Origin of the sequence: Clavibacter michiganensis subsp. insidiosus (assembly GCF_002240565.1) — a bacterium.
Lineage (GTDB): Bacteria > Actinomycetota > Actinomycetes > Actinomycetales > Microbacteriaceae > Clavibacter > Clavibacter insidiosus.
The window spans coordinates 2,111,416-2,126,398 of the sequence record NZ_MZMO01000001.1; the positions used below are offsets into that span (position 1 = coordinate 2,111,416).

The window sequence follows — 14,983 nt, forward strand, 5'->3', positions numbered from 1 at the left end:
AGAGCAGCTCCGGGGATCAGTACCAGTTCTTGAGGACGCTGTGCGCCTTCGCGCCGCACGGCGACCCGTAGCGCGAGTCGATGTAGCCGAGGCCCCAGGTGATCTGCGTGGCGGGGTTCGTCTGCCAGTCGGGCCCAGCGGACGCCATCTTGCTGCCGGGGAGGGCCTGCGGGATGCCGTAGGCACCGCTGGGGTTGTACGCGTTCACCCGCCAGCCGGACTCCTTGGTCCAGAGGTAGTCGAGGCATGCGTACTGGTCGTCGCCCATGCCCTGCGAGGCGAGGATGCTCCGGGCGATGCCCTTGGCGCTGCCCGGATCCGGGATGGCGATGGCACCGCCGCCGCCGGAGCCGGACGGCTTCCCGCCGGAGCCCGACCCGGTCGACGGCGACGGGGTCACGACGGGAGGCGGGGGCGGCGGGGCCGCGACGGACTCGAAGCCGGGCTCGATCTCCACGGCGGTGTCGGCCGTGGTCACCGTGATGGACTGCGCGTCGGCGCGGGCCAGCTGGGCGACGGTGGCCTGGTACTCCTGGTACTGCGGGTTCGCGACCGCGCCGGACGTGGGATCCACGACGTTGACGAGCATGAACGCGGCAGCGGCGCCGAACGCGATCGTCGGGGCGGCCACCCGGGAGAACGCGGAGCGCCGTCGGGGGACGGCCCTCGGAGCGGTGGTGAGCGGCTGGCGAGGAGCGAGTGCGTTCGTGTGTCTACCCATGACTCCGGATGACTTTACCCAACCGTTACCCGGATGGCGACTCCCGCGCCGGATCGGGGGCGTCCTGCCAGGCGGACGGGGTGGGGAGGAGCGGCCGGACGGCTAGCGGACGGCGTTCATGACGTCGATGACGGCGTCCAGCAGCAGGTCGACCTGCGCCTCGCGGTAGCCGCCGCGGCGGGGGTGGAAGGCCGCCGTGCGGACGTCGTCGACGCTCATGGGCTTGGTGCCGCGGAAGTACTTCGCGATGCGGTCCGCGAAGCGGTCGACCTCGCGCCGGTCGTACCCGGTGGTGAGGAACCCGGCGCGGTCGAAGCGCTCCCCCGTCGGCCGGCTGACCCGGTCGAGGATCTCCTGCGCCGCGCGCATGGCCTCGGCGTTCCACGCTTCGGCGCCGACGCGGGCGACCGTGCGGTCGCGCTCGCGGACGGCGAAGGCATCCTCCAGGCGCTCGAGGACGCGGTCCACCGCGGCGGCCGAGTAGCCCCCGCGGCGCATGTCGAAGGACACCCGGCGGATGGTCTCGGAGGTCAGCGACCGATCGGCCTCGTCGTCGTAGCAGCGGCGCGCATCGCGCAGGAAGGCGTCGACCTGGTCCGGGTCGTAGCCGCGCTCGCGGCGCCCGGCGCTCGGGAAGGTGGTGGTCATCCGGGACATCCTACGAGGAAGCGCCCGTGACGATGAGGAACAGCGCATAGGCCACGGCGCCCGACGGCAGCGCGGAGTCGAGGCGGTCGAGGAACCCGCCGTGGCCCGGCAGCCAGGAGCTGATGTCCTTGACGCCGAGGTCGCGCTTGATGAGCGACTCGGCCAGGTCGCCCAGGGTCGCGGTGACCACGATGACGAGGCCGAGGATCACGCCGAACCACCACGCCTGCTGGATCATGAACAGCGAGAGCAGGATCCCGGCGAGCACCGCGGCGACGACCGCGCCGGCGAAGCCCTCCCACGTCTTCTTCGGGCTGATCGTCGGCGCCATGGGGTGCTTGCCGAAGTTGAGCCCGGCCACGTAGGCGCCCGTGTCGGAGCAGACCACGACGATGAGGAACGCGAGCGTCCACCACTCCCCGCCGTCGCCCGCGGTGAGCAGCACGGCGAACGACCCGAGGAGGCCCACGTAGGCGAGCAGGAAGACGCTCGAGCCGATGTCGCCGACGACCGCCCGTGCCGGAGTCCGCCGGGCAGGCACGGCCTGCTCCACCAGCCGCCAGAGCGCGACGAAGACCATGGCCCCGAGGAGCCCCAGCCACTGCCCGTCCGGCCGGCCGTAGTAGGTGATGGGCATGAGCGCGACGACGGCGATCACCGAGCCGACGCGCGGCACGCGACGGCCCGCCTGGCGCAGCGCCGTGGCGAGCTCGTACGCGGTGAACGCGATGAGCGCGACGGCGATCAGCACGAACAGCTGCTTCACCACGACGAGGCTGACGAGGACGACCCCGCCGAGGAGGAGCCCCACGGTCACGGCGAAGAGCAGGTTGCGGCCCGTGCGGGCGTTGATGCGGTCGTTCGTCGCTTCGAGCGACTTGCGCGTGGCGCGCACCTGCGCCGTCAGGTCGGCCCGCGTCGCCTGGACCTGCGCCTCGAACTCGGCGCGGGTCACGCGACCGCGGTGCCGCCGGATCCGCGGAGCGCCGTCGGGGCCCGAGGCGGGCGGCACGACGGGCGCCCGCTCGACGGGATCCTCCGGGCTGGCCACCTAGACCTCGAGGAGTTCGGTCTCTTTGCGCTTCAGCGCGTCGTCGACCTGGTCGGTGTGCGTCTTGGTGAGCGCCTCGAGCTCCTTCTCGCCACGCGCGACCTCGTCGTCGCCGAACTCGCCCTTGAGGGCGTCGAGCTCGTCCTTCGAGCGGCGGCGGATGTTGCGGACGCTGACGCGCCCCTCCTCGGCCTTGCCGCGGACGATCTTGACGAACTCCTTGCGGCGGTCCTCCGTGAGCTCGGGGAGGGTGAGGCGCACCATCTCGCCGTCGTTGCCGACCGTGGCGCTGAGGTTCGGGACGTTGACGAGGGCCTTCTCGATCTCCTTGAGGGCCGTCTTGTCGTAGGGCGTGACGATGAGCGTGCGCGCCTCGGGGTTGTTCATGCTCGCGAGCTGGCCGAGCGGCGTGGGGCTGCCGTAGTACTCGACCATGACCTTCTGGAAGAGGGCGGGGTTAGCGCGGCCCGTGCGCACGCTCCCGAAGTCCTCCTTCACGGCCTCGACGGCCTTGCCCATCCGGTCTCGGGCATCTGCGAGGACTTCGGCGACGGTCACGGGATCTCCTTCGGTAGCGCGGGCGCGGTGGGCGCCCGGTCGATCTTAACGCGGATGGGAGGCGCTCCGGCCGCGACGCGGCCCGTCGGACCACAGGAGGAGCGCCGCTTGTCAGTTGGAGACGATGGTGCCGATGCGCTCGCCCCGGATGGCGCGGGTGACGTTGCCGCCCGGCTCCATGCCGAAGACGACCATCTTCATGTCGTTGTCCATGCAGAGGCTGAAGGCGGTCGAGTCGACGACCTTGAGGCCGCGCTGCAGGGCGTCCTGGTAGGTGACGGTGTCGAGGAGCGTCGCGGACGCGTCCGTGCGGGGATCGCCCGTGTAGACGCCGTCGACGCCGTTCTTGGCCACGAGCACCTCGGTGGCCGAGATCTCGAGGGCGCGCTGCGCCGCGACCGTGTCGGTCGAGAAGTAGGGCAGGCCGGCGCCGGCGCCGAAGATGACGATGCGGCCCTTCTCGAGGTGGCGCACGGCGCGGCGCGGGATGTACGGCTCCGCGACCTGGGTCATGGAGATGGCCGACTGGACGCGCGTGGCGGCGCCGGCCTGCTCGAGGAAGTCCTGCAGGGCGAGGGCGTTCATCACCGTCCCGAGCATGCCCATGTAGTCCGCGCGGCCGCGGTCCATGCCGCGCTGCGACAGCTGGGCGCCGCGGAAGAAGTTGCCGCCGCCGACCACGATCGCGACCTCGACGGTCTTCGCGGCCTCGGCGATCTCGCGGGCAAGGGCGCTGACGACGTCCGGGTCGACGCCCATCTGGCCGCCGCCGAACGACTCCCCGGAGAGCTTGAGGAGGACGCGGCGGGTGGTGGTCTGATCGGTCATAGGTGCTGTTCCCGTCCTCGCGTTCCGGGCGCCGGATCCGGCCCCGGTCCAATGTACTGTGACGCCCGCCGCCGGCGGCCGCGCCTCGCGACGCGGCCCGGGTCCGGACATGGAGAAGGGAGCCCGGGTCGCATGCGACCCGGGCTCCCCGTGGTGGTGCTAGGCGCCGACCTTGAAGCGCGCGAATCCCGTAACCGTGAGGCCCGCGGCCTCGACGACCTTCTTCACGGACTGCTTGTTGTCCTTCGCGTAGTCCTGCTCGAGGAGCGCGACCTGCTTGAAGTAGCCGGTGAGGCGACCCTCGATGATCTTCGGCAGGGCGGCCTCGGGCTTGCCCTCGTTGCGCGAGATCTCGGTGACGATCGCGCGCTCGGCCTCGACCTTGTCCGCCGGGACGTCTGCGCGGGCGAGGTACTCCGGGTTGGCGAACGCGATGTGCTGGGCGATGCTGCGCGCGGTCTCCGCGTCCGAGCCCGAGTAGTCGACGACGACGCCGACCTGGGGCGGGAGGTCCTTCGACGTGCGGTGGAGGTAGATCTCCTGGTGCTCGCCGGTGAGGCGGGCGACGCGGCGCAGCGCGATCTTCTCGCCGAGGATCGCGGCCTGGTCGCTGATGAGCTGGTCGACGGTCTGCTCGCCGGCGGGGGCCTGGAGGGCCTCCTCGACGGTGGACGCGCCGGCCGCGACGACGGCGGCGAGGACGGACTCGGACAGCGCGATGAACTTGTCGTTCTTGGCGACGAAGTCGGTCTCGCAGGCGAGCTCGATGAGGGTCGCGGCGCCGTCCTTCTCGCTGGCGGCGACGAGGCCCTCCGCGGTGGAGCGGTCGCCGCGCTTGGCGTTGCCCTTCTGGCCCTTGAGGCGCAGGATCTCGATGGCCTTCTCGATGTCGCCGTCGGCCTCGACCAGCGCGTTCTTGCTGTCCATCATGCCGGCGCCGAGGCGGTCGCGCAGCTCCTTGACGTCAGCGGCAGTGAAGTTCGCCATGCTCATGGACTCCTTCTGTAGGTGGTGATCCGGGGGTCTCCCGGAGGTGAGTGCCCGACGGGCGGGCGCGGAACCCGCGCCCGCCCGTCGGGATGGTGCGTGTGGTCGGACTACTCGGAGACAGGCGCCTTCTCGGCGTCGGTCGCCTCGGCCTCGATCTTCGCCTCGGTGGCGTCGTCGGACTCGGGGGCGTGCACGGGCGCGGCGACCTCGTCCTCGGACTTCGCCTCGTTCTTGGCGGAGACCTCGGCGTCGACGTCGTTCTCCTCGACGGGCAGCTCGGCCTTGGCGGCATCGCCCTGCTCGAGCAGCTCGCGCTCCCAGTCGGCCAGCGGCTCGGCCGGTGCGGAGCCCTCGGCGTCGGGCTTCTGGTGGCGCTGGATGAGGCCCTCGGCCGCGGCGTCGGCGATGATTCGCGTCAGCAGCGCGACGGAGCGGATCGCGTCGTCGTTGCCCGGGATCGGGTACTGGACCTCGTCCGGGTCGCAGTTGGTGTCGAGGATGCCGATGACGGGGATGCCGAGCTTGCGCGCCTCGTCGATCGCGAGGTGCTCCTTCTTGGTGTCCACGACCCACATCGCCGACGGCGTCTTGGTCAGGTTGCGGATGCCGCCGAGGCTCTTCTCCAGCTTGTCGCGCTCGCGACGCTGGATGAGGAGCTCCTTCTTGGTGAAGCCGCGCGTCGTGTCGTCGAAGTCGACGAGGTCGAGCTCCTTGAGGCGGTTCAGGCGCTTGTGCACGGTCTGGAAGTTGGTCAGCAGACCGCCCAGCCAGCGCTGGTTCACGTAGGGCTGGCCGACGCGCTGCGCCTGCTCGGCGATGGACTCCTGCGCCTGCTTCTTCGTGCCGACGAAGAGGATGGTGCCGCCGTGGGCGACCGTCTCCTTGACGAAGTCGTACGCCTTGTCGATGAGGGCCAGCGACTGCTGCAGGTCGATGATGTAGATGCCGGAGCGCTCGGTGAAGATGAAGCGCTTCATCTTCGGGTTCCAGCGCGTCTTCGGGTGACCGAAGTGGACGCCGCAGTCGAGCAGCTGGCGGATGGTGACGACGGCCATGGCCGTACTCCTGTTCCGGCGCGCGCTGTCGCGGCGCGCCTCGTCGGTTCGCTCGGCGGTCGGGACGACCGCTGATCCTGGTGCCCGGCGCGCATCCGCTCCTGAAGGCGACAGGGAACATCGCCAGGAGGAGACCGAGTGGATGCGGCGGCCTGATGGGCACGCGTAGTCACCCGACCTGGATCGGGTGCTGGTCGATGCTATCACCCGCCGGACGACCGGCGGGGCGGCGGATCAGGCGCGCGCGGCCTTCGTGCGCTTCTTGGGCTTGTCGACGAAGAGCGTCTCGGCCTCCTCGAGCGACATGCCGTTGGTCTCCGGGATCTTCGTGAGCACGAAGACGAAGGACAGCGCGGCGAACGCGGCGTACATGCCGTAGGTGAAGGGCAGCGAGAAGGCGGAGAGCGCGGGGAACGACACCGTGATGGCGAAGTTCGCGATCCACTGGGCCATCGCCGCGACACCGAGGGCCTTGGCGCGGATCCGGTTCGGGAAGATCTCGCCGAGGAGCACCCAGACGAGCGGGCCCCACGATGCCCCGAAGCCGATGACGAAGACGTTGGCCGCGATGATCGCGATCACGCCGAAGGGCTGCGGCAGAGCGACCTCGCCGTCGACGGTCGAGGACTGGCTGAAGCAGATCGCCATCACGGCCAGGGACACGGCCATGGCGAGCGAGCCCGACAGGAGGATGGGGCGCCGGCCGATGCGGTCGACGAGCGCGATGGCGATGAACGTCACGGCCACGTTGGTGACGGCCGTGATGACCGAGGTGGTGAGCGACTGCGACTCGTCGAAGCCGACGGCCTGCCAGAGCGTCGTCGAGTAGTAGAAGATCACGTTGATCCCGACGAACTGCTGGAACACGGACAGGATGATGCCGATCCACACGATGCCCTGCAGCCCGAACTTGCGGCCGCGCAGGGTGCCGGTGCGCTTGGCCACGCGGTCCTCCTCGATCTGGCGCTCGAGGTCGCGGCTCGCGCGGTCGATGTCCTCCTGCTTCCAGACGCTCGCGAGGATCTCCTGCGCCTCGTCCTTGCGGCCCTTCTCGACTAGGAAGCGCGGGGACTCGGGCAGGCGGTAGGCGAGGAAGCCGTAGATGACGGCCGGGATCGCGCAGACGAGGAGCATCCAGCGCCACGCCTCGAAGCCGAACCAGAAGTCCTCCGACGCTCCGCCCGCCGCTCCCGCGAAGACCGCGTCGGAGAGCAGGGCGGTGAAGATGCCGAGCGTGATCGCGAGCTGCTGCAGCGACGCGAGGCGGCCGCGGAGGAGCTTCGGCGAGATCTCCGCGATGTAGGCGGGAGCCACGACCGAGGCGATGCCGATGCCGAGGCCGCCGACCACGCGCCAGATGGTGAGGTCCCAGACGCTGAACGCGAAGCCGGAGCCGAAGGCGCTGACGAAGAAGAGGATCGCGCCGATGATCATCGTCCAGCGGCGCCCGATGCGGTCGGCGATGCGGCCCGCCAGGTAGGCGCCGAGCGCGCAGCCGAGGAGCGCGCTGGCCACCGCGAAGCCGATGAGCGTCTCGCTGAGCTCGAACCGGCCCTGGATCGCGGAGACCGCGCCGTTGATGACCGAGGAGTCGAACCCGAAGAGGAAGCCCCCCACCGCGGCCGAGACGGCCAGGCCGATCGCGCGTCGCTGGAGCTTCTTGTCATCCCGGGGGGTCGTCGTCTCGTTCACAACGGACCACTCTGCCACTTCTCCGACGGGGCGGGCACCGGGCGGGCAACCGGCGGCGCGCAGGGCATGATGCCCGCGACCGGAGGACGGCACTCGTCCGCCGGGGAGGGAGCGGCGCATGCACGGGGTGGCTGCACGGAGGAGGGCGTGCGCGGCGGCGCTCGTCGTCGGGTTGCTCGTCGGCGCGACGACGCCGGACCTCGCGGGACGGGCATCGGCGGATGCGTCGCAGGCCTCACCGGCTGTCCCCGCGACGCCGCGGTGGGAGTGGCCGGTCGATCCGCCGCACACGATCACGCGTCCGTTCCAGGCGCCGACCACGGCGTACGGACCCGGTCATCGGGGGATCGACATCGCGGTCGCACCCGGCGCCGAGGTCCATGCTCCCGCGGACGGGATCGTCTCATTCGCCGGGGTGGTCGTCGACCGCCCGGTCGTGAGCATCCGGCACGCGGACGGGCTCGTGTCGTCCGTCGAGCCCGTCGTGCCGCTGGTCGCCGCGGGTGACCCCGTCGTCGCCGGGCAGGTGATCGGCACGCTCGCCGCGTCGCCCCGCCACGAGCCCGACGGCGGGCTGCACCTCGGGGCGCGCCTGCACGGCGACTACGTGGATCCGGCCCTGCTGCTCGCCGCCCTGCGGCACGCGGTGCTGCTGCCCTTGGATCCCTGACGCCCGTCGCGGTCCCGGCGCTTCCGCTGGCAGCCGGGGTCCGGTGCCCCGCGCCGATGCCCATGCGGGTCAGGCGCGCGGGTGGGCCCCCTCGTAGCTGCGCCGCAACCGGTCGATCGAGACGTGCGTGTAGATCTGCGTCGTGCCGAGGCTCGCGTGGCCGAGCATCTCCTGCACGGTGCGGAGGTCCGCTCCCCCGTCGAGCAGATGCGTCGCCGCCGTGTGCCGGAGGGCGTGCGGTCCCTGCGGGCCGGATCCGGGGATGTCCGCGAGCACGGAGGCCACGAGACCGTAGACGGCGCGCGATCCCAGCCGACCTCCGCGCGCCCCGAGGAACAGCGCCGTCCCGGTCCGCGACGAGACGAGCCCCGGACGACCGCGCGCGACGTAGGCAGCGAGCGCCTCGGCCGCGGGGACCCCGAACGGCACGACGCGCTCGCGATCGCCCTTGCCGATCACGCGCACGGTGAGACGGGACGCGTCGACGTCGCCGAGGTCGAGGCCCGTGAGCTCCGACACCCTGAGGGCGGAGGCGTACAGCAGCTCGATGACGGCGAGGTCGCGGAGCGCGGCCGGGTCGTCCTCCGCCGCGCCCGCGGCGAGCCCGCCGAGGATGGCGGACATCTGCTCGCGCGCCAGCACACGCGGGAGATGCGATCCCGCCCGCGGAGCCTTCAAGCGCACGGCCGGGTCGGCGACGACGCGGCCCGCGCGGAGGAGCCACGCGCCGAAGCCCCGCACCGCGGCCGACCGTCGCGCCAGCGTCGCGGGAGCCAGCCGAGCCTGGGACCCCCGCCACAGCCAGTCGCGCAACACCTCCAGATCGAGGCCCGCGGACGTCCGGACGCCCTGGCGGGCAGCATGCGCAGCGAGGTCGCGCAGGTCGGCGGAGTACGCCCGCACGGTGTGCGCCGCGCTCCCCCGCTCCCGTTCCATGGCGGTCGCGAACGCGGCGATGTCGTCCGAGAGCGGACCAGCGCCGCTCGCACCGCGCGAGGGCTGCGGCCGACCCGCCCCGCGCTCGGCGCGTCCGCCGTCGACCCGCATCGTGTCCATTCCCGAAGGCTACGTGGATCCGCACCCCGCGAGCCGAGCCCTCGCCGTGCACACGACGCGGTGGGTCCGCGGACCGGGCCCCGTCAGCGAGAAGCGGGTCGCCGCACCCAGCCACCGTCCGGTCGGGCCACCGCTCCCTCGAGCTCGAGCATGCCCAGCACGGATGAGGTCTCCGCCACGCCGAGACCCGCGCGTGCCGCGACGTCCGCGGTCTCGCGTCCGCGCCGGACGGCGAGCGCGTCGAGCACGCGCACGACGCGCGGATCACCCCGGACCTCCGCGGTGCGCGCGCCCGGACGGGCGGGGTCGGCTGCGCCGGGCGGGGTCCGGAGGAGCGCGTGCGCGGGCCCCGTCTCCTGGATCGGCGTGCCCGGTCCGCTCCAGCCCGGCAGGAGGTCCATGACGTCGTCGGCGGACGTGATGCAGACGGCCTGGGACTCGCGGAGCAGGCGATGGCACCCCGACGACGACACGCTGGTCACCGGACCCGGGACGGCGCCCAGCGGCCGCTCCAGCGCGACCGCGTGGTTGGCCGTGTTCAACGACCCGCTGCGCGCACCCGCCTCGACGACCACGGTGGCCGCGCTGACCGCCGCGATGAGGCGGTTGCGCAGGCGGACCTATCGTTATATGCATGGCCGATCCTGCCCCCACCCGCGTCGCGATCTACGCTCGCCAGTCTGAAGACGTATCAGAAGGCATCGAGCGCCAGCTCTCACGCTGCCGCGCCCTCATCGACGCTCGCGGATACGCGCTCGTGCGCGAGTACCTCGACAACGACACGAGCGCCGCCAAGCGCCGCGGCCCGAGCACGGCGTGGGCGAAGATGCTCGACGAACTCGCCGCGGGGGCGGCCGACGTGGTCGTCGCCGTCGACCTCGATCGCCTCCTCCGAGACACCCGCGACCTGATCGCGATCATGGACACTGGCGCGCGCGTGCTCACCGTCGACGGCGAGATCGACCTCACGACGGCCGACGGCGAGTTCCGCGCGACGATGCTCGCCGGCATCGCGCGGTTCGAGATCCGCCGCAAGTCCGAACGCCAGCTCCGCGCCAACCTCGACCGCGCTTCCCGCGGACGCCCGACGCCTGGCCGACGTCGGTTCGGGTACGACTCCGACGGCATCACCCCCCGCGAGCACGAGGCCGTCCACGTCCGGCGCATGTTCCAGCACGTCGCGGACGGCGGATCCATCCGCTCGCTCGTCCGCTCGCTCGTCGACGACGGCGTCGACCCGGCTCCCGGGCGCGCGTGGACGCCGACCCGCGTCCGATACATCCTCACGAACCCGCACTACTCCGGGAGCGTCACGCACCTCGGCCGCGTCATGCCGTCGGACTCGATCGTCCCGCTCGTCGACGCCGATCTCGCCGCAGAGGTCCGCGCGATCCTCGCGGATGCCGCGCGACGGACGACCCCCGGCCCCTCCCGCCGCTACCTCCTGTCCGGACTTGCGACGTGCGGCGTGTGCGGCGCCGGGATGCACTTCATGCGGACCTATCGGTGCAGCGCATCGACAGCTCACCCCTCCATCACTCGCGACCGGCTGGAGGGCCGGATCCGCGAGGAGATCGCCCGTGCCCTCATCGGCGGCGGATCCACGCTCTTCCCCGTGCGGACGGAGACGGGCGCCGTCGGGCGGCTCATGGCCGAGCACGCGCGCAACGCGGACGCCGTGACCGCCCTCCTCGCGGACCGCGACGAGGGCCTCGTCCCGGCGCAGTCCGCGCGCGAGCGCCTGATCGCCCTTCGCGGCGAGCGCGAGGAGATCGAGCGGCAGCTCGACGAGGCGCGCGTGTCGAAGTCCGCGGCGAGCGCCCTCGTCGACGTTGCCCAGACGCTCCTCTCATCGCTTCCTCCGGAGGGCACGCCCTACGACGACGTCGCGGCGGCAATCCTGGCGCGCTTCGACGAGCTCGATCTCGACCGCCAGCGCGAGATCGTCGCGGCGCTCCTGTACGTCCAGGTCGACCCGGGGCGTGACACGCGCCGCCGGGTCCACGTCGAGCACCTCCTCGCCCCGGCGCTGAACCCCCGGGAGCAAGTCGACGCCGACGAATGACGCCGCGATGACGCCGGCGGCGCCCCGTGAGGGGCCGCGCGAAGGCGTTCGTGTGTCGAAGTGTCGGAAGTACCTACATCTTGCATCTCTTCTTCGAGGTCTCTCTCTTGAGTGTGGAAGGGAAGATGTAGCTAGTTCCGACACTTCGACATGCCCCGGCCATGCGCGCACCGCGCGCACCGCTCCCGGTTCGCCGCCGGTCGACGCGGGATCCCGGCGCGTTCTCGCCCCTTCGCCGCGGATCAATGCGTCGAGCCACCTTCGACGCGCGCATCCGGCCGTTTGGCGTGCGACCTGCCGCCGGTGTCGTACACCCGTGGCGCACTACTTCTACATAGGGACGATGCCGGTCGCAGCCTGACAGCGCGCCGCCGCCCCTCTGAGGCTGGGATACGGCTGCTGTGGTGGACACGCCGCGCGCGATTGGCTCCACCCGATCGCGCGCGGTTCCCGCCCCCGCCCCCGCCCCCTCGCACTTCTTCTTCGCGCTCGCCTCCGGCGGGCGCTTTCATTTTTGGCCTCGCACTGTCACGTCACACCCCATGGAGGAGCCATGCTCATCACATTCACCTGTCGCTCGTGCGGCCGGCTCTTCGAGGCGGCATCGCCGCATGCTCGGACGTGTAGCCAGGCGTGCCGTCAGGCGGTCTACCGCACTCGTCAGCGCGAGACGATCCGCGACGTCCGCGACGTCCTCGACGACCTTCTCGAACTCCAGCGCCGGACCGCCACATGAGCGCCGAGTCCGCCCTCGTCGGCGCGCCCTGGACCGCCGACGACTTCGACCCCGAGCGCGCCTGGGCGCTCGTGACCGCCCTCCGCGGCGAGCGCGACGCAGAGCGCGCAGCGCGCGAGGCGGCCGAGTCCGGCGATGCTCTGATCGCCGCTCGCGCCGAGCTCGCCTCCGTCCGCCGACAGCTGCACGTCGAGCGCGCCGGCCAACGGCACGGCATCGACCCGGACGACGTCGACTTCTTCACGCGCGGCGTCGAGACCGAGGACGAGATCCTCGCCGTCGCCGCTCGCCTCGGTCGCGCCGCCGGCGCCCCTCCCCAACCCGTCTCCCCGCCGCGCTTCCTCGCGGCGCCCCGCTGACCCACCCGCCGACCGAAAGGCCTCGCATGACCTCCCCCGACTTCCGCCACTCCGACGAGTACGCACCCCGCATCACCCCGGGGTGGGTACTCGACCGCATCCCCGGAGGCACCGACGCTTCCGCCGCGTTCGAGCGCGCTGACGCCGACTACCGCGTCGCACAGCACGCCGCCGACCTCGCTGCCCTGCCCGTCGGCGAGGAACAGCGCAAGCTGGATCACCGGTCCGCCGGCGCCTCGGCGGTAGCGCTCGACGCAGCCATGGCAGAGCGAGACGAGCGAGCGGCCGAGCTCGTGGCAGCCAAGCGCGCCCGCACCGCCGCTCGCCGTGTGGTCGCGGACCTCATCGACGGCAAGACCCGCGCGACAGACGCCCTCATCGAGCGGACCGCCGGCGAGCTCGTCCTCGCGGCGCGCGAGGACGCTGCCCGCGCCCTCGCCGAGCTGAAGAGCGCGTTCAAGCAAATCGACGAGTACGTCTCCTACGCCGCCGGGCTCGTCACGAACCTCGACAGCCCCGAGATCGAGCTCCTCGTGGGCTGCCGCGAGGCCGGTCTCGACGAGGCCGCGACCCTTGCCGAGTTCCGCGATCGAGGGCTGACGCCCCCGGGATCCGGCGCTCGCGAGGATTGGCTCACCGCGCCGATCTCCCGGCGTCGGGTCCTGCACCTGACCGCGGCTCGCGAGCCCCTCTCCGCCGTCGAAGCCGCCCTCGCCGCGGTGCCGACCGCCCCCGCCGTCGTCTCCAGCACCGAGGTCCCCGCGTGAACCGCGCCGACCTCGAAGCGATCGTCCGCGACGTCGTCGCCACGTCCCCTGACGGCGAGCTGAGCGAGCAGCACCCTGGGTTCCAGAGGCTCGTCGCCCGCTGGGCCGCCGAGGACTCCGCGCGCACGGGCGAGACCATCTCGCCGGAGGCCTATTTTGCGCGCGGACGAGCCGCGCGCCGCGAGGCGATCACCTCGGACGAGAAGACCGACGAGGTCGTCGCGGCGGTGCGGCGTGGCTGACGCCCCCGAACCCACGTTCGGCACCGTCGGCACCGGCGCGCAGAAGGTCCATTACGTCGCGGCTGTCCTCGCCGACGGCACGCAGCGCGAGGACGTCGGCGACCTCCTCCCCTGGGTCGACGCCGCGGACATTCCCGCTCCGCCGGCCAAGCAGCCACCCCGGCGCTCGCACGGCTTCTGAGCGCCACGCTCGCGGTCTGGAGGGCTTCCTCGCCCTCTGGGCCGTGGAGGCGCTCTACGGGCCGCATCAATCGGCCTCGCAAGCCCTGAGCACGGCGAGGGCCGCTGGCGCTCTCCCGTTACTCACTGGGCCGGCTCTCCACGCGAGCCGGCCCTCCCCTACGTGCGCCCGGGCAATACCCGCGGCGCTGCCGCTGGACGCGGCTCACCATGAGCGACACCTCCCCCGCCCCCACCTCTGACCTCCGCGCACGCGCGGCCGTTGCCGCCGAGGCCCGCCTCCGCGGACACCTGGCGCGGTTCCTCGACGGCCCCGATGTGGCGATCGTCCCCACCGCCCTTCGCGGCGAGACGAGCCACGGCGCGTACGTGCGCATGTCGCCCGCGCAGCGCGCCGCCGTGATCCTCCCCGTGCTCCCGACGAAGGCGCCTGCGACGAATGTCCCGCGCGCAAAGGTGACGGCGCCCGCCGTGCCGCCCTCCACCGGTCGCTACTTCGTCTCGTGCGCCACGGGGTGCGGGCGGATGCTGCCGACGCGCGGCCCCCGCCCCGTCATTCGCCGGTGCCCCGCCGTGTGCGTGCCGGTCAAGGGCAAGCGCTCGTGACGCTCGCCGCGACAGCGGTCGCCCTCGTGGCAGCCCGCTACGACGACGAGGAGGGCGCGCTCACGGCCGGCGCCCTCCGCCGCCTGGCCCAGCGCCAGGCCTCAGCCGGCAAGCGGTGCGGCTCGTGCGGCGAGCTCCTGCCTACCTCGGCGTTCGGCGCTGAAGCCCGACGCCCGGACGGGCTAAAGGCCTCGTGTCGCCCGTGCCTCGCCGCAGCGGCCAGTGACGCCCGTGCGCGTCGGGCAGGGGGTACCTCGTGAGCGACACCGGCACCCCCTCCCGCCTCGACGCCACCCCTCACGTCCGCGCCGTGGCCGAAGCCGGCCTCCGGCTGGAGCTCGTGCTCCGCGATGCACGCGCTATCCAGTGGTACCCCGCGCCCGTGCCGCGCCCGGACACTGACGGTCGGCGCCCGTCTGGGATCAGCGATCCCGTTCCGGCTATCGCCGGTGACTGGCGCCGCATCGCCGTCCGTGAATCCGTCGTCGAGAGCGAGCGCATGCTCGACCGCGCGGTCGACGCACTCGCAGTCGCTCGCCGGCGACTGGAGCGCGCGATCGCCGAAGCCCGAGCCGAGTAGTCGCGAGCCTCGCTCCGCGCGATCAACCGCGCGCGGGGCGGGGCTCGTGCGTGGCGACCCGTCGCCGGCCCCCTGGGGGTAGGGCCCTCCCCCCGCCCCCTCACCCGAGATCGACTTGGCATAGCGCCTCTCAGTGCGCGCGGGTCTCAGGGTTTGAACTAATCGCCCCCTCCTGGCCC

18 protein-coding genes and 1 pseudogene are annotated in these 14,983 nt (G+C 72.3%); 9 read left to right on the plus strand and 10 right to left on the minus strand.

Annotated elements, in window-relative coordinates:
- Positions 1–16: 16 nt before the first annotated feature.
- The 8 genes from B5P21_RS10200 to B5P21_RS10235 form a co-directional block, all read right to left on the minus strand.
- On the minus strand, positions 17–631 hold the full coding sequence (locus B5P21_RS10200) for a lytic transglycosylase domain-containing protein (protein ID WP_236688828.1): 615 nt from the start codon (positions 629–631) through the stop codon (positions 17–19).
- Positions 632–823: 192 nt separating this feature from the next.
- The gene (locus B5P21_RS10205; protein ID WP_094171105.1) at positions 824–1,369 is read right to left on the minus strand and encodes a DivIVA domain-containing protein; all 546 of its coding nucleotides are present in this window, start codon (positions 1,367–1,369) and stop codon (positions 824–826) included.
- A gap of 10 nt (positions 1,370–1,379) precedes the next feature.
- Positions 1,380–2,420, minus strand: a complete 1,041-nt coding sequence (locus tag B5P21_RS10210) for a phosphatidate cytidylyltransferase (RefSeq protein WP_045527573.1) — start codon at positions 2,418–2,420, stop codon at positions 1,380–1,382.
- Complete coding sequence (gene frr / locus B5P21_RS10215; protein WP_045527572.1) at positions 2,421–2,939, minus strand: ribosome recycling factor; 519 nt, start codon at positions 2,937–2,939, stop codon at positions 2,421–2,423. It lies immediately after the preceding gene.
- 150 nt (positions 2,940–3,089) lie between these two features.
- Positions 3,090–3,806 (minus strand): UMP kinase, encoded by a 717-nt coding sequence (pyrH, locus tag B5P21_RS10220; protein ID WP_015490071.1) that lies wholly within the window; start codon positions 3,804–3,806, stop codon positions 3,090–3,092.
- A gap of 159 nt (positions 3,807–3,965) precedes the next feature.
- Complete coding sequence (gene tsf, locus B5P21_RS10225; RefSeq protein WP_045530266.1) at positions 3,966–4,793, minus strand: translation elongation factor Ts; 828 nt, start codon at positions 4,791–4,793, stop codon at positions 3,966–3,968.
- A gap of 110 nt (positions 4,794–4,903) precedes the next feature.
- Complete coding sequence (gene rpsB, locus B5P21_RS10230; RefSeq protein ID WP_045527571.1) at positions 4,904–5,851, minus strand: 30S ribosomal protein S2; 948 nt, start codon at positions 5,849–5,851, stop codon at positions 4,904–4,906.
- Positions 5,852–6,085: 234 nt separating this feature from the next.
- Positions 6,086–7,543 carry a sugar porter family MFS transporter gene (locus tag B5P21_RS10235; RefSeq protein ID WP_094171106.1) on the minus strand — a complete coding sequence of 486 codons (1,458 nt, stop codon included), beginning with the start codon at positions 7,541–7,543 and terminating at the stop codon, positions 6,086–6,088.
- Positions 7,544–7,661: 118 nt separating this feature from the next.
- Between B5P21_RS10235 and B5P21_RS10240 the strand changes: the two genes are divergently transcribed.
- Positions 7,662–8,213: a murein hydrolase activator EnvC family protein gene (locus B5P21_RS10240; RefSeq protein ID WP_045527568.1), complete on the plus strand. Its 552-nt coding sequence runs from the start codon at positions 7,662–7,664 to the stop codon at positions 8,211–8,213.
- A gap of 69 nt (positions 8,214–8,282) precedes the next feature.
- On the opposite strand, the gene B5P21_RS10245 is transcribed toward B5P21_RS10240, so the two are convergent.
- Complete coding sequence (locus B5P21_RS10245) at positions 8,283–9,260, minus strand: tyrosine recombinase XerC (protein WP_080939368.1); 978 nt, start codon at positions 9,258–9,260, stop codon at positions 8,283–8,285.
- Positions 9,261–9,352: 92 nt separating this feature from the next.
- Positions 9,353–9,883 (minus strand): annotated as a pseudogene (locus B5P21_RS10250) (DNA-processing protein DprA); the annotation flags it as partial.
- Positions 9,884–9,903: 20 nt separating this feature from the next.
- Between B5P21_RS10250 and B5P21_RS10255 the strand changes: the two are divergent.
- The 8 genes from B5P21_RS10255 (at position 9,904) to B5P21_RS10290 (ending at position 14,804) form a co-directional block, all read left to right on the plus strand.
- Positions 9,904–11,334 (plus strand): recombinase family protein, encoded by a 1,431-nt coding sequence (locus B5P21_RS10255; RefSeq protein ID WP_080939299.1) that lies wholly within the window; start codon positions 9,904–9,906, stop codon positions 11,332–11,334.
- Between the two features lie 553 nt (positions 11,335–11,887).
- Positions 11,888–12,070 carry a hypothetical protein gene (locus B5P21_RS10260; protein WP_045527564.1) on the plus strand — a complete coding sequence of 61 codons (183 nt, stop codon included), beginning with the start codon at positions 11,888–11,890 and terminating at the stop codon, positions 12,068–12,070.
- On the plus strand, positions 12,067–12,429 hold the full coding sequence (locus B5P21_RS10265) for a hypothetical protein (protein ID WP_045527562.1): 363 nt from the start codon (positions 12,067–12,069) through the stop codon (positions 12,427–12,429). The genes B5P21_RS10260 and B5P21_RS10265 overlap by 4 nt, the downstream gene beginning before the upstream one ends.
- Positions 12,430–12,455: 26 nt before the next feature.
- A complete protein-coding gene (locus B5P21_RS10270) occupies positions 12,456–13,196 on the plus strand; it encodes a hypothetical protein (RefSeq protein WP_094171107.1) in 741 nt (246 codons plus the stop codon).
- Positions 13,193–13,438 (plus strand): hypothetical protein, encoded by a 246-nt coding sequence (locus B5P21_RS10275; protein WP_094171108.1) that lies wholly within the window; start codon positions 13,193–13,195, stop codon positions 13,436–13,438. Before B5P21_RS10270 ends, B5P21_RS10275 begins: the two co-directional genes overlap by 4 nt.
- Positions 13,431–13,619: a hypothetical protein gene (locus tag B5P21_RS10280; protein WP_094171109.1), complete on the plus strand. Its 189-nt coding sequence runs from the start codon at positions 13,431–13,433 to the stop codon at positions 13,617–13,619. Before B5P21_RS10275 ends, B5P21_RS10280 begins: the two co-directional genes overlap by 8 nt.
- A gap of 209 nt (positions 13,620–13,828) precedes the next feature.
- Positions 13,829–14,224, plus strand: a complete 396-nt coding sequence (locus B5P21_RS10285; RefSeq protein ID WP_045527554.1) for a hypothetical protein — start codon at positions 13,829–13,831, stop codon at positions 14,222–14,224.
- 256 nt (positions 14,225–14,480) lie between these two features.
- Positions 14,481–14,804 (plus strand): DUF7169 domain-containing protein, encoded by a 324-nt coding sequence (locus B5P21_RS10290; protein WP_045527550.1) that lies wholly within the window; start codon positions 14,481–14,483, stop codon positions 14,802–14,804.
- Positions 14,805–14,983: the final 179 nt, after the last annotated feature.